The following is a 19,597-nucleotide window of genomic DNA, read 5'->3' as shown; positions in this document are numbered from 1 at the left end:
CACCCACGAATCCAGCCTCCTTCATGCAAGACGAGACGGACCGGGACAAGCCCGGAAACAGCTAGAAATCGACAATTCGGCGGATCAAAGGCGACGCCGGATTCGGTTACCCCTCGGGGTGATCCTCCAGCCGCCGGCGTGCGCACGCCGCCGCTTCAGGCGCGGACGCCACCACGTCCATCGGAATACCGAACGCCTTGACCGCACCGACGGCCTGAAGCCGGAAGGCCGCGCGTTTCAGCGCATCCGGTTCGATGCTGATCAAGGCCCGGCAGACCTTCTGCAGCGCCTGCTTGTTTTTCTTCAGCCAGAGCCCGCGCTGCTTGCGGTCCTCATGGGCCTCGTCGACGCGCCCGCCCTCGAACATCAGCACATAGGGCTCGCCGCGTGCGAGCAGCGCCTCCATCTCCTGCACCCATTGCGGGGCATAGCCCTCCGTCATGCCCTCGCTTCGCGCCCGCACCACCGGGAAGGTCGAGACATCATGGACGGTAAAGGATTCCGGATCGAACGGCATGGTCTGCTGCTCCCTGGGACTATGCTGGTGAAAACAGGCGCGCCGCGCCCTGTTGTGAAAGCTGGATCGCAGCGCCTGCACGCAAGCGCATGTCGTGCTCATAGGCCGCGATCGCTGCGAGAGGAGAGAGGTCGCCGGCGGCCGCCTCCTCCAGCCGCCCGGCAAGCCGCGCTGCGTCGTCCAGTGCGGTATTGGCGCCGAGGCCACCGGCGGGACTCATCGCATGGGCCGCATCGCCCAGAATCGTCACCGGCGTCGGTATCCAGGCCGCCTGCAGCACGACGCTCCTGACGGGCAGCATCGCAAGCGACGATCGCTCGCCGTGTTCGAACATCGCCCTCAGGCCGGGGTGCCAGTCGTAGGTGCGGCACGCCACGATCGAACGCAGCGCCGGCCCCGCCGGCGGCAAATCGCCGCTCTCGTCAAAGCCGAAGCAGTCGCGCGGACCGATGAAGGCCCAGTACAGATAGTCCTCGACGGGGCTGAGCGAACCATCACACAGCCATCCGGCCGTGACCGGCGATTGCCGAAAACGCATGGCGTCGACGATGAGTGCGAAGCCATCGGCGAAAATCACCGACGTTCCCCTCAACAATGACGGCGCGATCAGCGACCGGATCTCGGGCGAAAGCCGTGTCGTGCCGTAGATGCAAACGGAGCCAGTGTCGGCGGCCCGCGCATGCGGCCAGCGCTGCGCCCGCACCGGCGAGCCGACGCCATCCGCAGCCACCACGATGTCGGACTGAACCGAGCTGCCATCCTCGAAGGCGATCGCAACCTTGCCGTCGCTCTTCAGGTCGAAGCGGCGGAACGACTTGCCGAAATGCACCCGGTCCAGCAATCCGCACAGCAGGATTTCGCGCAGGGTCTGGCGGTTGGCGCTGAGATCGCCCCGCTCCGCCAACTCCTCCTCTTGCGCGCCCGTGGTGTCGACCACGGAGGGACGCCAAGTCCCGGCCGCACGTCCCGTCACCGGCACGAGTTGCGGATCGCAGAACCGCCCGCCGGTCTCGGACCTCGCACAGGTATCGCAAAACAGCCGGTAGAGATGGTCGGGAAGGCACTGCGCCAGCGCGCGCTGGCCGCAATCGTTGATCCGGATCCGGTATCCTTGGTCGCGGCTGTCGGGCGCGGCGTCCCGCTCATAGACGTCGACGGTTATGCCGGCGCGCCGCAGTCCCTGCGCAAGACAGAGGCCGCCAAGCCCGGCCCCGATGATCGCAACGCGTCCCGTCTCCTGAAACTGATTCCGGCTCACAACTTCACCATCGCCTGTTGCCGACTCATGCCGGCTGGTCAGCGATAGCCAAGGAAGACATGCTTGCGATAACGATATTTGGCCAATAAATAGTGAGAAATGGCCAGCCTAGAGACAATCTTATTGGACGCCCTCGACCGCCTCGACGGGCCGGCCGTCATCGCGCTGTGGGGCTCGGATGACCCTGCCGACGCTTTCAAGCTGGGCACGCGGGAACATGACTGGCACGCCCACCTGCGCGGCCAGATCTTCTGCATCGAGAGCGGGCTGATCCACGTGCGCACCCGGCACGGCTCGTGGCTGCTGCCGCCCAACCGCGCCGGCTGGATGCCACCCGGCGAACAGCACAAGGTGAGCATCAGCGGCGCACTGAGCGGCTGGAGCGTGCTGATCACACCCGACAGCTGCAGCGGGCTGCCAACGCGCCCGTGTGTGATCGGCACCAGCGAGCTGATGCGCGCGCTGGTGCGGCGTGCGGCGTCATGGCCGAGCGATCATGACCTTGCGCCCGAACAGGCGCGTCTGCTTGCCGTGTTGATGGATGAAGTTCGACGATCACCGCAGCAGCCGCTGCATCTGCCGATGCCATCGAATGAGCGACTGGTGCGCATCGCGACCGCGCTTTTGAATCGTCCCAGCGATAACCGCACGCTGGACGAATGGGCGCAATGGGCCGGCCTGTCGTCGCGCACCATGCGGCGGTTGTTTGTTGCAGAGACCGGCTCGAGTTTTGCGCAGTGGCGCCAGCAGGCGCGGCTGACGCATGCGCTGGAGCGGCTGGCGCAAGGTGAACCGGTGGCGCTGGTCGCCGATACCCTGGGCTACGCATCGCCCAGCAACTTCATCGCCATGTTCCGCCGCTGCTACGGCGATTCCCCGGCGCATTATTTCGCCAGCAAAAAGCCGGCCTTCTAGGCCGGCTTTTTGCATGATGGCGTGTTCTGCGGGCCCGCGACGCATTCATTCCGCAGGAACAGCCTGAACGCGGCGCTGGTCCAGTTGCTGGTTGAACAGCGCCAGCAGCAGTCCGGCAAGCGGCACCAGGGCCGCAACCCATGGAATGGCGCCGAGGCCGGGGCCATGGGTGATCACGATGCCGCCGAGCCAGGCGCCGATCGCGTTGCCGAGATTGAACGCGGCGATGTTGAAGCTGGAGGCGAGGCTCTGGCCAGCACCATGAGCCTTCTCCAGCACCCACATCTGCAATGGCGGCACCGTGGCGAATGCCGCGAAACCGAGCAGGCCGACAAAGACAACCGCTGCGATCTGGCTGTGGATGGCGAACGTCATCAGCCCCAGCACGACGGTGAGCCCGAGCAGGCTGCCAAACAGCGTCGGCATCAACTTGCGGTCAGCAAGGCGGCCACCGACCAGGTTGCCGGCCACAAGGCCCGCGCCAAACACCAGCAGGATCGGCGACACCACAGCATCCTGAAAACCAGTGATGCGGGTCAGGATCGGCGCGATGTAAGTGAAGACCGCGAACACGCCGACCCAGCTCAACACGGTGGTCAAGAGTCCCACCAGCACCGAGCGACGTCCCAGCACCGCGAGATCATCACGCAACTTCGTGGGTTCCTGCACGGCCGTATCACGGGGAACGAACGCCGCGATCACGGCCAATGCGGCCAGACCGACCACCGTCACTCCCCAGAAGGTCGCGCGCCAGCCGAAGCCCTGGCCGAGCCAGGTGCCGAAGGGAACACCGAGAATGTTGGCCACGGTCAGCCCGGTGAACATCACGGCGATGGCCGAGGCCTTCTTGTTGGGCGCAACGAGACTGGTTGCGACCACCGAGCCGACGCCGAAGAAGGTGCCGTGCGCGAACGCCGTCAGCACCCGCGCGGCCATCAGCGTCCAGTAGTCCGGCGCGATCGCGCACGCTGCATTGCCGATGGTGAAGATCGCCATCAGCACCAGCAGCGCGGTTTTGCGTGGCCAGCGGCTGGTGGCGATGGTCATGATCGGCGCGCCGACCACGACGCCGAGCGCGTAGCCGGAAATCAGCAGGCCTGCCGCGGGGATCGAGACGCCGAGATCGGCGCCGACCTGGATCAGCAGACCCATGATGACGAATTCAGTGACGCCAATTCCGAAAGCGCCGGCGGTGAGCGCATAGAGTGCAAGTGGCATGGCAGGAGTCCTTGGAAAGCAGCAGGCCCGACGGAGGGGGGGCCGGGACGAGACCCGACTGGCCTGAGATGGACATCCGGCTATTCGTGAATTAGAATTCTCTAAGGAACAATATTTATGAATTGAAGTCACAATGTCGCGAATGGACGTCAATCGCTCCGGCGAGATGGAAGTTTTCGTTCGCGTGGTCGATCTCGGCGGCTTTTCCGCCGCCGCCCGCACCTTCCGGATGACCCCCTCGGCGGTCAGCAAGCTGCTGGCCCGGCTGGAAAGCCGGCTAGGGGTGCGGCTGGTCAACCGCTCGACGCGAAAACTGCAGCTGACCCCGGAGGGCAGCGCCTATTACGAGCGCGCGATCCGGATCCTTGAGGACATCAATGCCGCCGAGCGCGAAGCCACCACGGGAGCGACACCACGCGGCCGGCTGCGGGTCAACACCAGTGTGCCCTTCGGCCTGCACCGGCTGTTGCCGCTGCTGCCCGGCTTCATCAAGCGCTACCCCGGCGTCAGTGTCGACGTGTCGCTCACCGACACCGTGGTCGACCTGATGGAGGAGCGGGCCGACGTCGCCATCCGCGTCGGACCGTTACGTGAATCGCGGCTGCTCGCGCGCAAACTCGGCGAAAGCCCGATGGTGGTGGTGGCGGCGCCGTCCTATCTCGCCGAGCACGGCACGCCGCGAACGCCGGCGGATCTCGAGCACCACAACATGCTTGGGTTCTGCTTCATCAAGCAGGTCGAGGGCTGGCCGTTCCGCGATGACAGCGGCAAAACCGTCAGCGTTTTACCATCGGGCAATTCGCTGGTCAGCGACGGCGAAGCCATGCAGCGGCTGGTGGTCGCCGGCATGGGCCTGGCGCGGCTGACGCGCTTTCACGTCAGGACCGATATCGATGCCGGCCGATTGGTCCCGGTGCTGGAAGACTTCAACCCCGGCGATCTCGAAGCGATCCACGCGGTGTTCGTCGGCCATGGCGGCCAGCTGCCCGCGCGTGTCCGGGCGTTCCTGGATTATCTGGTGGAGCATGTGAAATTGTAGACGGGCGCGAAATGCCGCACGCGTCGTAAAAGACGATTAACGCCCGCTCTTTATCAAGCGAGATCGGCCAACAGCCCACGGGGCCGCATCTCGATGATACGCAAGCTCGTCAAGTTCGCCGTTCGAAGCCTGCTCCTGCTGCTTGTCCTGGCATGCGCGGCGGCGATCGCGTTTCGATTGGCCGCGGCGCTGCGCGAGACCGCGGACCGCGACCAGATCATGCCGGCCTCCGGCAAGACGATCGCGACGCGCTCCGGACGGATCTTCATCCAGGACAAGGGTGACACTCAGGCCATCCCCGTGGTCCTGATTCACGGCACCGCCGCGTGGAGCCAATTGTGGTGGCGAACCACCGATGCGCTGACGTCGTCAGGCTTTCGCGTGATCGCGCTCGATCTGCCGCCGTTCGGCTTCTCGGACCGGCCGGGCGATTACACTCGCGGCGCGCAGGCGGCGCGGATCGACAATATCCTCACCACCCTCGGCGTTACCAAAGCCATCATTGTCGGACATTCCTTTGGTGCCGGCACAGCCCTGGAATACGTGATGCGCCATCCGGACCGCACGCGTGGCCTGGTGCTCGTCGATGCTGCACTGGGCCTGACCGCTCCGCCGAGCGACCCGCCATGGCTGCTTCATCCGCGATGGATCCGCGAGCTCCTGGTATCACTGACCGTTACCAATCCGCTGGCCACCAAGACCCTGCTGTCACAACTGATCGCGAACAAAGCCGCTGCGGATGCTCAGACCATCGGCATCCTGCAGACACCGATGCGGCTGAAGAACAGCACCGCCGACATCGCCGACTGGCTGTTGTATTTCACCAGCGCCGATCGCGGCGCGCTGAGTGCGGATCGCCGCGCCGTCGCAGGCATCGCGGCGCCCACCGCCCTGCTCTGGGGCGACAAGGACACCGTCACCCCATTGGCGCAAGCCAGGGATCTACAGACACTGTTGCCGAAGGCGTCGCTCGACGTCCTGCCGGGGCTCGGCCACATCCCGCAAATCGAAGATTCGATCGCGTTCAACAAAGCCCTGATCGCAGCGCTCCGCGGGATGTAAAGATATCTCGCGCTAACCCGCAACCTCGCGCGCCGCCAGCAGCTTGTCGATACGGCGGCCGTCCATATCAACCACTTCGATACGCCAGCCGTCGCGTGTGAAGTTTTGACCGACGTTCGGCAGGGTTTCGAAATGCTGGAGAGCGAAGCCAGCCACCGTCTGGTAATCGCGGCCCTCCGGCAGGATGACTGACAGCAAGTCGGCCATGTCGTCCACCGGCATCCAGCCGGACAACAGATAGCTGCCGTCGTCGCGTTGCACCCAGGCCAGCTCGTCCGGGCCGTCGCCGTTTTTGAACTCGCCAACGATGGACTCGAGAATGTCGGCGCTGGTCACCACGCCCTGGAAAGTGCCGTATTCGTCGAACACCAGACCCATATGGACGGCGGACGTCTTCAGGATCGCCACTACGTCGCGCGCGTCGACCGACTCCGGAATTGCCGGCGCCTCCTTGACCAGCGCGCGAACATCGATGGCGCTGCCTGCGACAAAAGCATCGAGCAGGTCTTTGGCGTGCAGGATGCCGATTGGGTGATCGCGATTGTTCTCGTGGGCGACAAGGCGGGAATGCGGACTCGCCACGAACGCAGAGCGAACGCTGCCGATGTCGCCGGACAGATCGACCATGCTGACCTCGCGCCGCGGGGTCATCACCGCGCCGACCGGACGGTCGCCAAGCCGCATCACGCCCGCAATCATCTCCTTTTCGCCGGGCTCCAGCACGCCGGCATTCTCGGCTTCGACAATCAGCGTGCGGATCTCGTCCTCCGACACCTTGTCGGAGACCTCGCCGCGCTGGCCGAGCAGCCACAGCACCGCGTCGCCCGAGGCATCGAGCAGCCACACCAGTGGTGAACTGATTCTGGCGACAACGGTCATGGCCGGCGCGACGCGCACCGCCATCGCTTCCGGATCGCGCAGCGCGATCTGTTTCGGCACCAGTTCGCCGACGATCAGTGAAGCATAGGTGATGACGCTGACCACGATACCGACGCCGACCGCATCGGCCACGCCCTGGCGCAGGCCCGCCTCGACCAAAAGCGCGGTCAGTCGCTGCCCCAGCGTGGCGCCGGAGAACGCGCCCGACAGCACGCCGACCAGCGTGATTCCGATCTGCACCGTGGAGAGGAATTTTCCGGGGTCCGATGCCAGCGCCAGCGCACGCCGCGAGCCGGTGACGCCTTTTTCAACCAGCGCCGCCAGCCGTGCCGGCCGGGACGACACCACGGCCAGCTCCGACATCGCGAGCAAGCCATTCACCACGATCAGGACCACGACGATCCCGAGTTCCAACGCCAACATCGATCCCAACTTTCTGAAATCCGAGCCGACTATATAAGGCGTTGCAACGACAATTGGCAGACTTGACGCGGGCCAAAGCGCCGCCGGATGGTCAGGTTGGCGGTTAAATCCCCGCCACCTTCATCACCAGGTCCGCAAGCCGCTGCGCGGCATCGAGGGTGCCTGCCGAGCGGGCGCGCGTGGCCATCGTGGTCAGCCGCAGCGGCGCGGCCGCGAGCGACGAGATTTCCGTGGCCAGCCGGTCCGGCGTGAAATCGGACTGCACGATGCGGATCGCGCCATCGACGCGCTGGAGCACGCCGGCATTGGCGAACTGATCCTGATCGATCGCACCGGGCAGCGGCACCAGGATCGAGGGACGTCCGATGGCGGCGAGTTCGGCCACTGTGCCGGCACCGGAGCGCGAGATCACCAGATGGCTGGACGCCAGCCGCGCCGGCAGATCGCTGAAGAACGGCTGCAGGTCGGCATTGATCTTGAGCCGGTCATACACCGCGCGCACCCGCGCCATATCTTCCTGGCGCACCTGCTGCACCAGCACGAGACGGCGCCACAACGCGGCTTCAAGCCGCTCGATCGCCGGAGGGACGATATCCGCCATCACCCGCGCGCCCTGGCTGCCGCCGACCACCAGCAGGCGCAGCGCGCCGTCTACATCCGGCGGCACGAACGCCATGCCGGCGGCTGAAAGAATCGCCGGACGCATCGGCGTGCCGGTGACGGTTGTTTTAGCAGCCAGTGCCGGCGCATGGTCGAGCACGCCGGGCAGCGAGGTAGCGATCGCGGTGACCCGGCCGGACAGGAACTTGTTGGCGCGGCCCATCACCGCATTGGCGTCATGGATGATGCTGGGCCGGCCGGCGAGCCGTGCCGCGATCAGCGGCGGCAGCGTCGGATAACCGCCGAAGCCGATCACCGCGGCGGGTTTCAGCCGACGCATCAGATTGAACGCGATCATTGTACCGGTGGCGAGCAGCACGCCGGTTTTCGCCAGCGACAGCGGCGAGCGGCTGCGCACGGTTTCGCTCGGCACCACGTCGGTCATCTCAGGCGTGAACAGCCCGCTGTAGCGCACCGCGCGCGCATCGGTGACAAGCCGCACCCGCAGGCCGCGCTTCAACAGCTCGGTGCCCAGCGCTTCGGCGGGAAACAGGTGGCCGCCGGTGCCACCGGCGGCAAGGATGATCAGGGGCGCGTCAGTCATGGCTCGGGATAGAGCAAGATCCGGAGACAAACACAACCGGCAAAGCGCTCAGCGCTGCGCCCAGGTCAGGCGTACTGGCGCGCGTCATAAGCATCGCCCACCGACTGCACCTCGATGCTCGGCCGCAGCCGCGTCAGCGCCAGCATCATGCCGACGCCATAGGCCAGCGAGATCATCGACGAGCCACCATAGGAGATGAACGGCAGCGTCATTCCCTTGGCCGGGATCAGGTGCAAATTGACCGCCATGTTGATCGAGGCCTGCACGCCGAACAGGATCGCAAGGCCGGAGGCCGCGAACCGCGCGAACAGGTCTTCGCTGGCATAGGCGCGCGATAGGGTGCGGATCACGATGAAGGCGAACAGCGACAACAGGATCAGGCACAGGATGATGCCGAACTCCTCCGCCGCCACCGCAAACACGAAGTCGGTGTGGCTGTCGGGCAGGATGCGTTTCACCGTGCCCTCGCCCGGCCCCTGCCCGAACCAGCCGCCGTGGCTGAAGGACTCGGTCGCCATATCGACCTGGAAGGTGTCGCCGGACGCCGGATCCATGAAGCGTTTGATGCGGCCGGCGACGTGCGGCACGAACATGTAGGCGGCGAACAGGCCGGCGGCGGCGGCACCGGCGAGGCCGAATACCCAGATGATGCGCATGCCGGCGATGAAGAACAGCGCGCCCCATACCATCAGGATCAGTATGGTCTGGCCGAAATCGGGCTCAGCCACCAGCAGCGTCACCAGTGTCAGCAGCAGCGCCAGCGCCATAGAGGTCGCCGGCATTTCCGGCCGCCGCGCGGATTCCGAAAACAGCCACGCCACCAGCACCACGAACGACGGCTTCGCCGCTTCCGAGGCCTGGATGTTGAGGCCGAGGATGGTGATCCAGCGCCGGGCGCCCTTCACCTCGGCCCCGAACAGCAGCGTCGCCACGATCAGCACGACACTGATGGCGAACACGATCAAGGCGGCGCGTCGGATCTGGCGCGGCGACAGGAACGAGACCGCGATCATCACCATGAAGGACGGCAGCAGGAAAATGACATGACGGTTGAAGAAGTGGAACGGATCGAGCCCGATGCGCACCGCCACCGGCGGGCTGGCCGCCAGCGACAGGATGATCCCGGCCAGCATCAGCGCAAACATCGCCGCCAGCAGCAGGCGATCCACCGTCCACCACCATTCGCTCAACGGGGTGCGCTGTTCACGAGAAATCATGGCTAATCCCTGGCCGAAAAACCGCTTCCATTGGTCCCCCAACATGGTTTCCAGACCATTAAGAAATTGGAAACATTTGCAGAGAAAGCGGTTTGATCCCCTGATCGCAGGGCGCGGCGCCGGGCCGGGTTGGCTAACAAGAGCGTGAATAAGGACTTGAACGAAGACCCGGATCACCTGACGCTGGATCTGCTCGTGTGCACCTGCAGGCGGGCCAAGACCAAAACATTAAGAGGAACACCATGACCCATGTTGGAAGTTGTTTTTGCGGCGCAGTCGAACTGAAAGTCGAGGGATCGCCGGAAGGCATGGGCTATTGCCATTGCCGGTCCTGCCGCTCGTGGTCCGGCGGACCGGTCAACGCCTTCACCTTGTGGAAGCCGGAAGCGGTGCAGATCACCTCGGGCGCCGAACACGTCGGCATGTTCCAGAAGACCCCGGTCAGCCAGCGCCAGTTCTGCAAGAAGTGCGGCGGGCATCTGATGACCACTCACCCGCCCCTCGGCCTTATCGACGTGTTCGCAGCGACCATCCCGAGCCTGACGTTTACGCCCGGCGTTCACGTCAACTATTCCGAGACGGTGCTGCCGATGAAGGACGGCCTGCCGAAGTTGAAGGATTTTCCGGCGGAGCTGGGGGGATCGGGAGAGGCGGTTCCGGAGTAGTAGCGCAACTAAAAGACGGATGCCTCGTAGCCCGGATGAGCGCGCAAGCGCGATATCCGGGAACGACGGTGCATCTGGCCCCCCGGGGTCGCTTCGCTCGCCCGGGCTACGGTCGAAAGCCTAGGCCGCTAAACCACCGGCACCACACCGCCCAGTGCCAGCACCAGCTCGCGGAAGTGCTGTCCGCGGAGTTCGAAATTGCGGTACTGGTCGAACGACGCGCAGGCGGGAGACAGCAATACGATCGGCTGTGCGAGGCCTGACGCCTCCGCATCACGCGCGGCCTGGCCGACGGCGACATCGAGCGTGCCGCTGATCTCGTGCGCCACCTCGGCGCCAAGCGTGCCTGCGAACTCGCCGGCCGCCTCGCCGATCAGATAAGCCTTGCGGACACGCGGGAAAAATTCGCGCAGGCTTTCGATGCCGCCGCTCTTCGGCTTGCCGCCGGCGATCCAGAAGATGTCGTCAAACGATGCCAGCGCCCGCGCCGCGGCGTCCGCGTTGGTGCCTTTGGAATCGTTGATGAACAGCACCTTGTCGCGGCGGCCGATCTGCTCCATGCGGTGCGCAAGGCCGGGAAAGCTGCGCAATCCCTCCTGCAGCACTGGAAATGATACTCCGAGCGCCAGCGCCGCAGCCGCCGCGCACGCCGCGTTCTGCGCATTGTGCAGTCCGCGCAGCGAGCCGATGCCGCCAATTCGCGCGATCTCGGTGCGGGCGCCGCCGGATGTGCGCAGCAGGCTTTCGTGATCGGCATAGACGCCATCGGCCAGCGGGCGCTTCACGGAGATGCGCACCACATGCTTGCCGCCCTGCTCGACGCGATCCGCCGCCGCCTGGCTCCAGTGGTCGTCGACACCGATGATCGCGGTGCCGCCGCGCTGCACGCCGGCCACCAGCCGCTCCTTCACCGCGGCATAGTGATCGATGGTGCCGTGACGATCGAGGTGATCCTCGCTGACATTGAGCAGGATGCCGACCAGCGGATCGAGCGAGGGCGCAAGATCGATCTGGTAGGACGACATCTCGATGACATGGACGCGGCCGAGCCGCGGCGGCTCCAGCGACAGGATCGCGGTGCCGATGTTGCCGCCCATCTGCACGTCATGGCCGGCGACCTTCATCAAATGCGCGATCAGGGCCGTGGTGGTCGACTTGCCGTTGGTGCCGGTGATGGCGACAAACGGCGCACTCGGCGCATGGCGACGCCGCTCGCGGCAGAACAATTCGATATCGCCGATCACGGGCACGTTGGCCTGCTTGGCCAGCAGCACGCTCCAGTGCGGCACCGGATGGGTCAGCGGCACGCCGGGCGTCAGCACCAGCGCGGCGATATTCGACCACGACACCGTGCGCAGGTCGGCGGTCATGAAGCCCGCCTTGGCGGCTTCCGCAAGCTTGCCCGCATCGTCGTCGCTGGCGATGACCTCGGCACCGCCAGCCTTCAGAGCATGGCAGCTCGCCAGCCCCGAGCCGCCCAATCCGAACACAGCAACGGTGCGGCCCGCAAAACTGGTAACAGGGATCACGATTTCACCTGAGCCTGCAAAAAGCCTGTTTAGCCCAGAGCCGAGCCAAAGCCCATCCGGGCAAGAGCCTATCTAAGCTTGAGCGTGGAGAGGCCGGCAAGGGCCAGCATCACGGAAATGATCCAGAACCGGATCACGATTTGCGGCTCGGTCCACCCCAGTTGTTCAAAATGATGATGGATCGGCGCCATCTTGAACACCCGTTTTCCGGTGAGCTTGAAGGACGTCACCTGCACGATCACCGAGACGGCTTCCAGCACGAAGAGACCACCGATCACCGCCAGCACGATCTCGTGCTTCACCGCCACCGCGATCGAGCCGAGCATGCCGCCGAGCGCCAGCGATCCGGTATCACCCATGAAGATCGAGGCCGGCGGCGCATTGAACCACAGGAATCCGAGTCCTGCGCCAAGCACCGCCCCGCATAACACCGCCAACTCACCAGTGCCGGCGACGTAATTGATCTGCAGATAATCCGAGAACACCGCGTTGCCGACCAGATACGAGATCATGCCGAACGACAGCGACGCGATCATCACCGGCACAATGGCCAGGCCGTCGAGGCCGTCGGTGAGATTGACGGCATTGCCGGCGCCGACCACGATGAAGGCGCCGAACACCACGAAGAACCAGCCGAAGTTCAGCGCGATATCCTTGAAAAACGGAATCACCAGCGAGGTGGAGAACGGCGCCCGCCCCAGCCACACGAACGCGAAGCAGGCGAGGCCCGCAATGGCGAATTCGATCAGCAGGCGGAACCGCCCCGAAAATCCGGCGTCGGTCTGCTTCGTCACCTTCAGATAATCGTCATAAAAGCCGACGAAACCGAAACTGAGCGTCACCGCCAGCACGATCCAGACATAAGGGTTGCGCGGATTGGCCCACAACAGCGTCGACACCACGAGACCCGACAGGATCATCAGGCCGCCCATGGTGGGCGTGCCCTTCTTGGCGAGATGTGACTGCGGTCCGTCGGTGCGGATCGGCTGGCCCTTGCCCTGGCGCAGCCGCAGATTGTCGATGATCCAGGGCCCGAACAGGAACACGAACAGCGCCGCGGTCACCATCGCGCCACCGGTGCGGAAGGTGATGTAGCGGAACACGTTGAACACGGGAATCGTGCCGGAGAGATCGATCAACCAATAAAACATTCAAACCGCCTTACACCGCCGGATCGCCCTGCACACGAACGTCATCGAACGCGGCATTGCCGGGAAAGCGCTTGACCAGCGCCGTGACAATGATCTTCATCTTGGAACCAAGCGAGCCCTTGACCATGACGACATCGCCGCTGCGCAGCGCCGCCGCCACCTCGCCCGCGAGCGCCGCGGAGCTGTCGGCATAGCCGCCCCGGCGCGTCGATGGAAGGGCATCCCACAGATTTCGCATCAGGGGGCCGCAACAAAATACCTGGTCGATCTTGTTGGCGGTCACCGCATCAGTCAGCCCCCGATGCAGCTCCGCGCCGGTCGGCCCGAGTTCGAGCATGTCACCGAGCACCGCGATGCGCCGCCCGCGCGGGCCGACCAGGGCCTGTCCCAGCACATTCAGCGCCGCCGCCATCGAGGCCGGATTGGCGTTGTAGCTCTCATCGATCAGGGCCGCGGTGCCCTGCGGCAATTCCAGCGTCTGCCGCGCGCCGCGGCCGGTGGCCGCCTGCATCCCGGCAAGCGACAGCGCCGCGGCGACCAGATCCGCGCCGGCCAGCGACACAGCCGCAAGCACCGCCAGCGAATTCATCGCCATGTGCCGGCCCGGCATTCCGATCTTGTAGGTGATGTCGTGATCGAGAATATCGGCATGCACCGCCGAACAATCCGCGTGCAGCGAGACATCCAGCAGCCGCGCATCGGCTTTCTTGTCGGTGCCGAACGAGACGATACGTTTGATGCCGCGCTTCTCCGCCGCCTTTTGCAGGCGCTTGAATTGCGAATTGTCCCGATTCAGCACCACGGCGCCACCGTGCTCCAGGCCTAAGAAAATCTCCGCCTTGGCATCGGCGATCGCCTCGATGCCTGAGAAGAATTCCAGATGCACCGGTTCGACGGTGGTGATGACGGCCACATGCGGCCGCACCATTTTCACCAGCGGCTCGATCTCGCCGGCATGGTTCATGCCGATCTCGAACACACCATAGGCGACGTCGGCCGGACAGCGCGCCAGTGTCAGCGGCACGCCCCAGTGATTGTTGAAGGAGGCCACCGCCGCATGGGTCTTGCCCTGCGCACCGAGCACGCGCCGCAGCGCCTCCTTGGTCGAGGTCTTGCCGACCGAGCCGGTGACGGCGATCACCCGGCCGTTCAAGCGCGCCCGCGCCGCGATGCCGAGATCGCCAAGTGCTGCGAGCACGTCCGGCACCACCAGCAGCGGCGCATCGCCGGAAAATTTGCTGCGGTGCGAATCCGCGATCACGGCCAACGCCGCGCCATTCTTCAGGGCGGCTTCGACGAAAGCGTGCCCGTCATGCACATCGCCCTTGATGGCAAAATAAGCCTCGCCCGGCGCGACGGTGCGGCTGTCGATCGAGATGCCGGTGACGACGGCGGGCAACGCGCCGCTGCGCGCGGCGCGCATCGCGTCCGCCATGGCGGCGAGGGTCCACAACGGCTCCGCACTCATCTCGCAGTCTCCGCAAGCGCGGCGCGCGCCGCATCGTGATCGCTGAACGGCAATACCCGCTCGCCGACGATCTGTCCGGTTTCATGGCCCTTGCCGGCAATCACGAGCACGTCACCGGCCTCGAGCCCCGCAACCCCAACACGGATGGCCTCCGCGCGATCGCCGATCTCGCGGGCACCCGTGGCCGCAGCCAAAATCGCGGCACGGATCGTGGCAGGATCTTCGCTGCGCGGATTGTCGTCGGTGACGATCACGGTATCGGCAAAACGCGAAGCAATCTCGCCCATCAGCGGACGCTTGCCCGCGTCGCGATCGCCGCCGGCGCCGAACACCACCACCAGCCGCCGCCGGGCATAAGGCCGCAGCGCGACCAGCGCCTTTTCCAGCGCGTCGGGCTTGTGGGCATAATCGATGAACACCGGCGCGCCCCGGCGCTCACCGACCAATTCGAGCCGCCCCTTGGCGCCTTCGAGCTGTTCCAGCGCCGCAAACGTCCGCTCCACGGCACCACCGGTGCCGATCACGAGGCCCGCAGCGACCAGCGCGTTCTCGATCTGGAATTCGCCGACCAGCGGCAGCCGCAGCGAGCGGGTCTTGCCGCCATAGGCGAGCGTCAGCTTCTGCCCGAACCCGTCGATCGTCGCATCGACAAGGCGAATGCCGCCGCCCTTGTCGTCACCGTTGCGCCCGACGGTCAGCACCCGAAGCCCGCGCGCCCGCGCCACATCGATCACCGCCTGCGAATGATCATGGTCGGCGGAAATCACCGCGGCGCCGTCGGCGGCCACCAGATCGCGGAACAGCCGCAGCTTCGCCGCGAGATAGTGCTCGACGCTCGGATGATAATCCATGTGGTCGCGCGACAGATTGGTGAAGGCGCCGGCGCTGACGCGCACGCCGTCAAGCCTGAACTGGTCGAGGCCGTGGGACGAGGCTTCGAACGCCAGATGCGTGACACCCTCGCCGGCCAACTCATCCAGCGAGCGATGCAGCGCGATCGGATCCGGTGTGGTCAGCGAGCCATAGATCGTGCGCGAGGGCGCGACGAGACCGATGGTGCCGATGGAGGCGGATGCAAAGCCGAGGATCTGCCAGATCTGGCGCGTGAAAGCCGCAACCGATGTCTTGCCGCTGGTGCCGGTCACCGCGGCGATGGTGCCCGGCTGGCGCAGGTACAACCGCGCCGCGGCCAGCGCCAGCGCTCGGCGGGCATTGGCGACCTCGATATACGGCACGAGGCAGATCGCCGGCGGCGGCTGATCGCCCACCACGGCCACAGCACCGGCGATCACCGCCTGGTCGATGAAGCGCGTGCCGTCGGTCTTCGACCCGGCCAACGCAAAGAACACATCGCCGCTGGCGACCGCTCGGCTGTCCAGGGCGAGGCCCGACACCGCGATGGCGCCGGTCTCCGTGTCGAGCGCGGCATCGTCACCAAGAAGATCACGAAGTCTCATCGTGACGGCATCTCTCGTTCGCGACATGTCAAGCACATGAAAACCCGGCACCAGAACGTTGCTGCAAATCCAGTCACGGACTTCAGATCTTGAATTCCAGATCTGAGAGTCCAAGTCGCAAAATCGCGTCACAAAATCGTGTCACGGTATCCCAGGCCGCTCTCAAGAGCCCGTTGTCAGGCCCGGCCGCGAGACGGCGGAATGCGTCTGCGCTTACCGGCTTTCCTTCGATGCCGCAAGAATAAGGCGGTCCGCAGGCGGCAAATCCATCCGCGGCTCGACGCCCAAAAGCGGCGCAATTCGCGCGATCACCTTGCCGCCGGTCGGAACCGTGTTCCAGCCCGAGGTGATAAAGCCATGGGTTTCCGGCAGCGCCTGCGGCTCGTCCAGCATGATCAGAATTTGATACTGCGGATTGTCGGCCGGCAGGATCGCAGTGAAGGAGTTCAGCACGCGTTTCTTGGCATAACGGCCGTTGATGACCTTTTCGGACGTGCCGGTCTTGCCGCCGACATAATAGCCTTTGACGTCGGCCTGTCTTGCCGAACCAACTTCAGCGTTGAGGCGCATCAGATAACGCATCTTGTCGCTGGTCTCGGTCTTGACCACCTTCTTGGCCATCGCCTTGGCTTCGGCTTCGCTGCGCTTCAGGAACGTCGGCGGAATCAGGTAGCCGCCATTGACCAGCGCGTTGATGCCCATCACCGCCTGCAGCGGCGCCACCGACAGGCCCTGGCCGAATGCGATGGTCACCGTGTTGAGCTCACCCCAGCGCCGCGGCACCAGCGGCGCCGCGCTCTCCGGCAGCTCGGTGCGCAGCCGCGTCAATTGGCCCATCTTGGCAAGGAACGCCTTGTGCGCCTCGACGCCCTGACCCAGCGCGATCCGCGCGGCGCCGATGTTGGACGAGAAGGTGAACACTTCTTTAGTGTTGATGAAACGCCCGAGCGGATGGGCGTCGTGGATCGTGAATTTGCCGTAGTGCAGATTCCCGCGCGCATCCCACATCGAATTCAGGTTGATCTTGCCGGAATCCAGCGCCATCGCCAGCGTGAACGACTTGAAGGTCGACCCCATTTCATAAACGCCGGTGGTCAGCCGGTTGATGCGATCGGGATCGTTGGCCTCTTTCGGATTGTTCGGATCGAAGTCCGGCAGCGAGACCATCGCCACGATTTCACCGGTGCGGACATTGGTGACGAGGCCGGAGGCCGCCTTGGCGCGGAATTTCTCCTTGGCCTTCATCAGTTCGTCGCGCAGCGCATGCTCGACACGCAGGTCGACCGACAGTTCGACCGGCTCCTGCTGGCGATCGGTGGCGAAGCCGGCGCGATGCAGATCCGCAAGGCCGTTGTTGTCCAACCACTTCTCGATGCCGGCAATGCCCTGGTTGTCGATGTTGACCAGGCCGATGAGGTGCGCGACCTCCTGGCCGCTCGGATAGACCCGCTTGTTCTCGCGCAGGAAGCCGATGCCGGGAATGCCGAGCTTGTGGATATCCTGCTGCTGCTGCGGGGTGATTTCACGCTTCAGCCAGACAAAACCTCTGCGGGTGCTCAGCCGCTGCCGCACTTCCGCGGTGTCGAGATCGGGCAGTGTCGCGGTCAGCAGTTCGATCGCCTCATCCTTGTCGATGATGCGGCGCGGCTCGCCGAACAGCGACGGCGACTTGACGTCGGTGGCGAGGATTTCGCCGTTGCGATCGACGATGTCGGGGCGCGCGGTGGCGGTGGCGTCGCCGGACACGCTACGCCGCGCGCCGTGACCGTCGCCGACCACGGCGAACATCATCAGCCGCACCCCGATCACCGCATAAATCGCGGTGAATGCAATGATGATCAGGCCAACGCGGGCGCGCGCCTTGGCGCTGCGGTCCTTGCGTCCGTACAGCAGGCTGCGGATCAGCCGGCGGCGAAACGGCTCCTGCGGGCGGGCGACGGTCAGCGCGGTGTCGGTCACTGCGCATCCTCCGCCGCAGGGGTGGGCACCGAGCTGGTGACATCCTTGTTGATGGTATCGAGCATGGCGCCGATCGGATCGGGGGTGGTGGATCGCGCGAAGCTCGGCGGCCGGTCCGGCAGGTTCTTCAGCTGGTCGTATTGCAGGGCTTCGATCGGCCGCGTCGCCAGATGGCGTTGCGCCAATCCCTGCAGCCGCGCCGGATTCTGCAGCTTGGCCCATTCCGCATGCAGGCCCGCGATCGCGTCGCGCTGCTCGCGGATGTCGGCGCGCAGCTTCAGCACATTCTCGGTGCGCACCGTCGATTCCATCTTGATGCGATAGACATAGGCGGCCGCGAACACCAGCGCGCAGATCACGAAGAGATGCACGATGCGCACGTGCTAGCCTCCCCTCATGACGGTTGCCAGTGACGGCCAATCCTGCAGTCCGTCGGCCGGATGCGCAGGGGCCTCGGTGCGCGCGGCCGAACGCAACTTCGCCGAGCGCGCGCGCGGATTGGCCGCGACTTCAGCGTCGTCGGCCGTGACCGGACGCCGGGTCAGAATCTCGAAGCTCGGCGCAAGCTGGCTGACCTCCGGCAGATGCCGCGAGCCGCCGCCGCTTTTGCCGCGCGCATTGAAGAAGGTCTTGACGATGCGATCTTCCAGCGAGTGGAACGAAACCACCGCCAGCCGGCCGCCGGGCTTGAGCACCTGCTCGGCCGCGACCAGCGCCGTCTGCAGTTCGTCGAGTTCTTCATTGACCAGAATGCGCAGCGCCTGGAACGTGCGGGTGGCGGGATGAATGTCGTTCGGCTTGGAGCGCACCACGCGACCCACGATGTCGGCCAGCGCCCGGGTGGTGGTGATCGGCGTCTCGCGCCGCGCGGCGACGATGGCGCGCGCGATGCCGCGCGACTTCCGCTCCTCGCCGAAGATATAGATGACATCAGCGAGATCGCTCTCGGACGCCGTGGCAATCACGTCCGCCGCGGTCGGGCCGTTGTGGCCCATGCGCATGTCGAGAGGACCGTCGAACCGGAACGAGAAGCCGCGCCCGGCCTGATCGAGCTGCATCGACGACACGCCGACATCCATGACGATGCCGTCGACCGACTCAAAGCCCTGCACGGCGCAGACGTCAGCCAGCTCAGAAAACCGGTCCTCCACCAGGGTGAGGCGCCCGTTCGCGGCGTCGACGAGATCGAAACCACCGGCGATGGCGGTGCGGTCGCGGTCGATGCCGATCACGCGGGTGCCGGGCACATCGAGGATCATACGGCTGTAGCCGCCCGCCCCGAAAGTCGCGTCCACATAGATGCCGCCGTCGCGCGGCGCCAGCGCGTCCACGGCCTCGCGGCCGAGCACGGGAATATGCAGCGGAGCTTCCGCTTTCGTGCTGGACGTCATGAGCCGCCCCCATCCGACTGAGCGATCCAATCGCCGGCGCGCAGATGCGACCTCAGCGGCACGCCGCCTTTGCGAGGCCCCCCAGGGACCCTTAAAGGCATCCTCAAGGGCAACGTGGCGTCCGCATGGGATCTGGTGGCCAACCATGGGATGTTGCGATCGATCATGAACATTCTAGCGTTTCGAATCCGAAGTTCGCTTCGACCTAGCAGCACCTTCGAGCGAACTTCGGATTCGAAGAACGC

Annotated in this window: 17 protein-coding genes; 4 read left to right on the top strand and 13 right to left on the bottom strand. The window is 65.2% G+C overall.

What is annotated here, in order from left to right:
• Positions 1-106: 106 nt before the first annotated feature.
• Positions 107-517, bottom strand: a complete 411-nt coding sequence (locus RS897_RS19070) for a hypothetical protein (RefSeq protein ID WP_315838055.1) — start codon at positions 515-517, stop codon at positions 107-109.
• Positions 518-536: 19 nt separating this feature from the next.
• Positions 537-1,775, bottom strand: a complete 1,239-nt coding sequence (locus RS897_RS19065; RefSeq protein ID WP_315838054.1) for an FAD-dependent oxidoreductase — start codon at positions 1,773-1,775, stop codon at positions 537-539.
• Positions 1,776-1,898: 123 nt separating this feature from the next.
• Between RS897_RS19065 and RS897_RS19060 the strand changes: the two genes are divergently transcribed.
• Entirely contained in the window at positions 1,899-2,690 is a 792-nt protein-coding gene (locus RS897_RS19060) for an AraC family transcriptional regulator (protein WP_315838053.1), read from the top strand.
• A gap of 45 nt (positions 2,691-2,735) precedes the next feature.
• On the opposite strand, the gene RS897_RS19055 is transcribed toward RS897_RS19060, so the two are convergent.
• A complete protein-coding gene (locus tag RS897_RS19055) occupies positions 2,736-3,908 on the bottom strand; it encodes an MFS transporter (protein ID WP_315838052.1) in 1,173 nt (390 codons plus the stop codon).
• A 133-nt stretch (positions 3,909-4,041) separates the two neighbouring features.
• Between RS897_RS19055 and RS897_RS19050 the strand changes: the two genes are divergently transcribed.
• Together RS897_RS19050 and RS897_RS19045 are read left to right on the top strand one after the other, a co-directional pair.
• Positions 4,042-4,947 (top strand): LysR family transcriptional regulator, encoded by a 906-nt coding sequence (locus RS897_RS19050; RefSeq protein WP_315838051.1) that lies wholly within the window; start codon positions 4,042-4,044, stop codon positions 4,945-4,947.
• A 93-nt stretch (positions 4,948-5,040) separates the two neighbouring features.
• Entirely contained in the window at positions 5,041-6,009 is a 969-nt protein-coding gene (locus RS897_RS19045; protein ID WP_315838050.1) for an alpha/beta fold hydrolase, read from the top strand.
• 12 nt (positions 6,010-6,021) lie between these two features.
• Here RS897_RS19045 and RS897_RS19040 read toward each other — a convergent pair whose 3' ends face one another.
• The 3 genes from RS897_RS19040 to ftsW form a co-directional block, all read right to left on the bottom strand.
• Positions 6,022-7,311 (bottom strand): hemolysin family protein, encoded by a 1,290-nt coding sequence (locus RS897_RS19040; protein ID WP_315838049.1) that lies wholly within the window; start codon positions 7,309-7,311, stop codon positions 6,022-6,024.
• Between the two features lie 103 nt (positions 7,312-7,414).
• Positions 7,415-8,515 (bottom strand): undecaprenyldiphospho-muramoylpentapeptide beta-N-acetylglucosaminyltransferase, encoded by a 1,101-nt coding sequence (gene murG / locus RS897_RS19035; RefSeq protein WP_315838048.1) that lies wholly within the window; start codon positions 8,513-8,515, stop codon positions 7,415-7,417.
• Between the two features lie 65 nt (positions 8,516-8,580).
• Positions 8,581-9,732 carry a putative lipid II flippase FtsW gene (ftsW, locus tag RS897_RS19030; protein WP_315838047.1) on the bottom strand — a complete coding sequence of 384 codons (1,152 nt, stop codon included), beginning with the start codon at positions 9,730-9,732 and terminating at the stop codon, positions 8,581-8,583.
• Positions 9,733-9,974: 242 nt separating this feature from the next.
• Here ftsW and RS897_RS19025 point away from each other — a divergent pair, with 242 nt between their 5' ends.
• Entirely contained in the window at positions 9,975-10,397 is a 423-nt protein-coding gene (locus RS897_RS19025) for a GFA family protein (RefSeq protein WP_315838046.1), read from the top strand.
• Positions 10,398-10,525: 128 nt separating this feature from the next.
• Here the strand turns inward: RS897_RS19025 and murD are convergent, their stop codons facing one another.
• The 7 genes from murD to rsmH all read right to left on the bottom strand — a co-directional run bounded on the left by murD (position 10,526) and on the right by rsmH (position 19,352).
• Positions 10,526-11,926, bottom strand: coding sequence for a UDP-N-acetylmuramoyl-L-alanine--D-glutamate ligase (murD, locus tag RS897_RS19020; protein ID WP_315838045.1), 1,401 nt, complete (start codon positions 11,924-11,926; stop codon positions 10,526-10,528).
• 68 nt (positions 11,927-11,994) lie between these two features.
• On the bottom strand, positions 11,995-13,077 hold the full coding sequence (gene mraY, locus RS897_RS19015) for a phospho-N-acetylmuramoyl-pentapeptide-transferase (RefSeq protein ID WP_315838044.1): 1,083 nt from the start codon (positions 13,075-13,077) through the stop codon (positions 11,995-11,997).
• A gap of 10 nt (positions 13,078-13,087) precedes the next feature.
• Positions 13,088-14,545 carry a UDP-N-acetylmuramoylalanyl-D-glutamyl-2,6-diaminopimelate--D-alanyl-D-alanine ligase gene (locus RS897_RS19010; RefSeq protein WP_315838043.1) on the bottom strand — a complete coding sequence of 486 codons (1,458 nt, stop codon included), beginning with the start codon at positions 14,543-14,545 and terminating at the stop codon, positions 13,088-13,090.
• On the bottom strand, positions 14,542-16,002 hold the full coding sequence (locus RS897_RS19005; RefSeq protein WP_315838042.1) for a UDP-N-acetylmuramoyl-L-alanyl-D-glutamate--2,6-diaminopimelate ligase: 1,461 nt from the start codon (positions 16,000-16,002) through the stop codon (positions 14,542-14,544). The genes RS897_RS19010 and RS897_RS19005 overlap by 4 nt, the downstream gene beginning before the upstream one ends.
• Before the next feature lie 213 nt (positions 16,003-16,215).
• On the bottom strand, positions 16,216-17,961 hold the full coding sequence (locus RS897_RS19000; protein ID WP_315838041.1) for a peptidoglycan D,D-transpeptidase FtsI family protein: 1,746 nt from the start codon (positions 17,959-17,961) through the stop codon (positions 16,216-16,218).
• Complete coding sequence (gene ftsL, locus RS897_RS18995) at positions 17,958-18,341, bottom strand: cell division protein FtsL (protein ID WP_315838040.1); 384 nt, start codon at positions 18,339-18,341, stop codon at positions 17,958-17,960. The genes RS897_RS19000 and ftsL overlap by 4 nt, the downstream gene beginning before the upstream one ends.
• Positions 18,342-18,344: 3 nt before the next feature.
• On the bottom strand, positions 18,345-19,352 hold the full coding sequence (gene rsmH / locus RS897_RS18990; RefSeq protein ID WP_315838039.1) for a 16S rRNA (cytosine(1402)-N(4))-methyltransferase RsmH: 1,008 nt from the start codon (positions 19,350-19,352) through the stop codon (positions 18,345-18,347).
• Between the last annotated feature and the right edge of the window lie 245 nt (positions 19,353-19,597).

Origin of the sequence: Bradyrhizobium prioriisuperbiae (assembly GCF_032397745.1) — a bacterium.
Lineage (GTDB): Bacteria > Pseudomonadota > Alphaproteobacteria > Rhizobiales > Xanthobacteraceae > Bradyrhizobium_A > Bradyrhizobium_A prioriisuperbiae.
This window is presented reverse-complemented; position numbering and strand designations above follow the sequence as displayed.

Excerpts from the sequence above, each read along its gene's own strand:
- RS897_RS19070 (WP_315838055.1), bottom strand. The coding sequence starts at position 517 with ATGCCGTTCGATCCGGAATCCTTTACCGTCCATGATGTCTCGACCTTC.
- mraY (WP_315838044.1), bottom strand. The coding sequence starts at position 13,077 with ATGTTTTATTGGTTGATCGATCTCTCCGGCACGATTCCCGTGTTCAAC.
- RS897_RS19055 (WP_315838052.1), bottom strand. The coding sequence starts at position 3,908 with ATGCCACTTGCACTCTATGCGCTCACCGCCGGCGCTTTCGGAATTGGC.
- RS897_RS19025 (WP_315838046.1), top strand. The coding sequence starts at position 9,975 with ATGACCCATGTTGGAAGTTGTTTTTGCGGCGCAGTCGAACTGAAAGTC.
- RS897_RS19010 (WP_315838043.1), bottom strand. The coding sequence starts at position 14,545 with ATGAGTGCGGAGCCGTTGTGGACCCTCGCCGCCATGGCGGACGCGATG.
- murG (WP_315838048.1), bottom strand. The coding sequence starts at position 8,515 with ATGACTGACGCGCCCCTGATCATCCTTGCCGCCGGTGGCACCGGCGGC.
- RS897_RS19045 (WP_315838050.1), top strand. The coding sequence starts at position 5,041 with ATGATACGCAAGCTCGTCAAGTTCGCCGTTCGAAGCCTGCTCCTGCTG.
- RS897_RS19040 (WP_315838049.1), bottom strand. The coding sequence starts at position 7,311 with ATGTTGGCGTTGGAACTCGGGATCGTCGTGGTCCTGATCGTGGTGAAT.
- rsmH (WP_315838039.1), bottom strand. The coding sequence starts at position 19,352 with ATGACGTCCAGCACGAAAGCGGAAGCTCCGCTGCATATTCCCGTGCTC.
- RS897_RS19050 (WP_315838051.1), top strand. The coding sequence starts at position 4,042 with ATGTCGCGAATGGACGTCAATCGCTCCGGCGAGATGGAAGTTTTCGTT.
- ftsW (WP_315838047.1), bottom strand. The coding sequence starts at position 9,732 with ATGATTTCTCGTGAACAGCGCACCCCGTTGAGCGAATGGTGGTGGACG.
- RS897_RS19005 (WP_315838042.1), bottom strand. The coding sequence starts at position 16,002 with ATGAGACTTCGTGATCTTCTTGGTGACGATGCCGCGCTCGACACGGAG.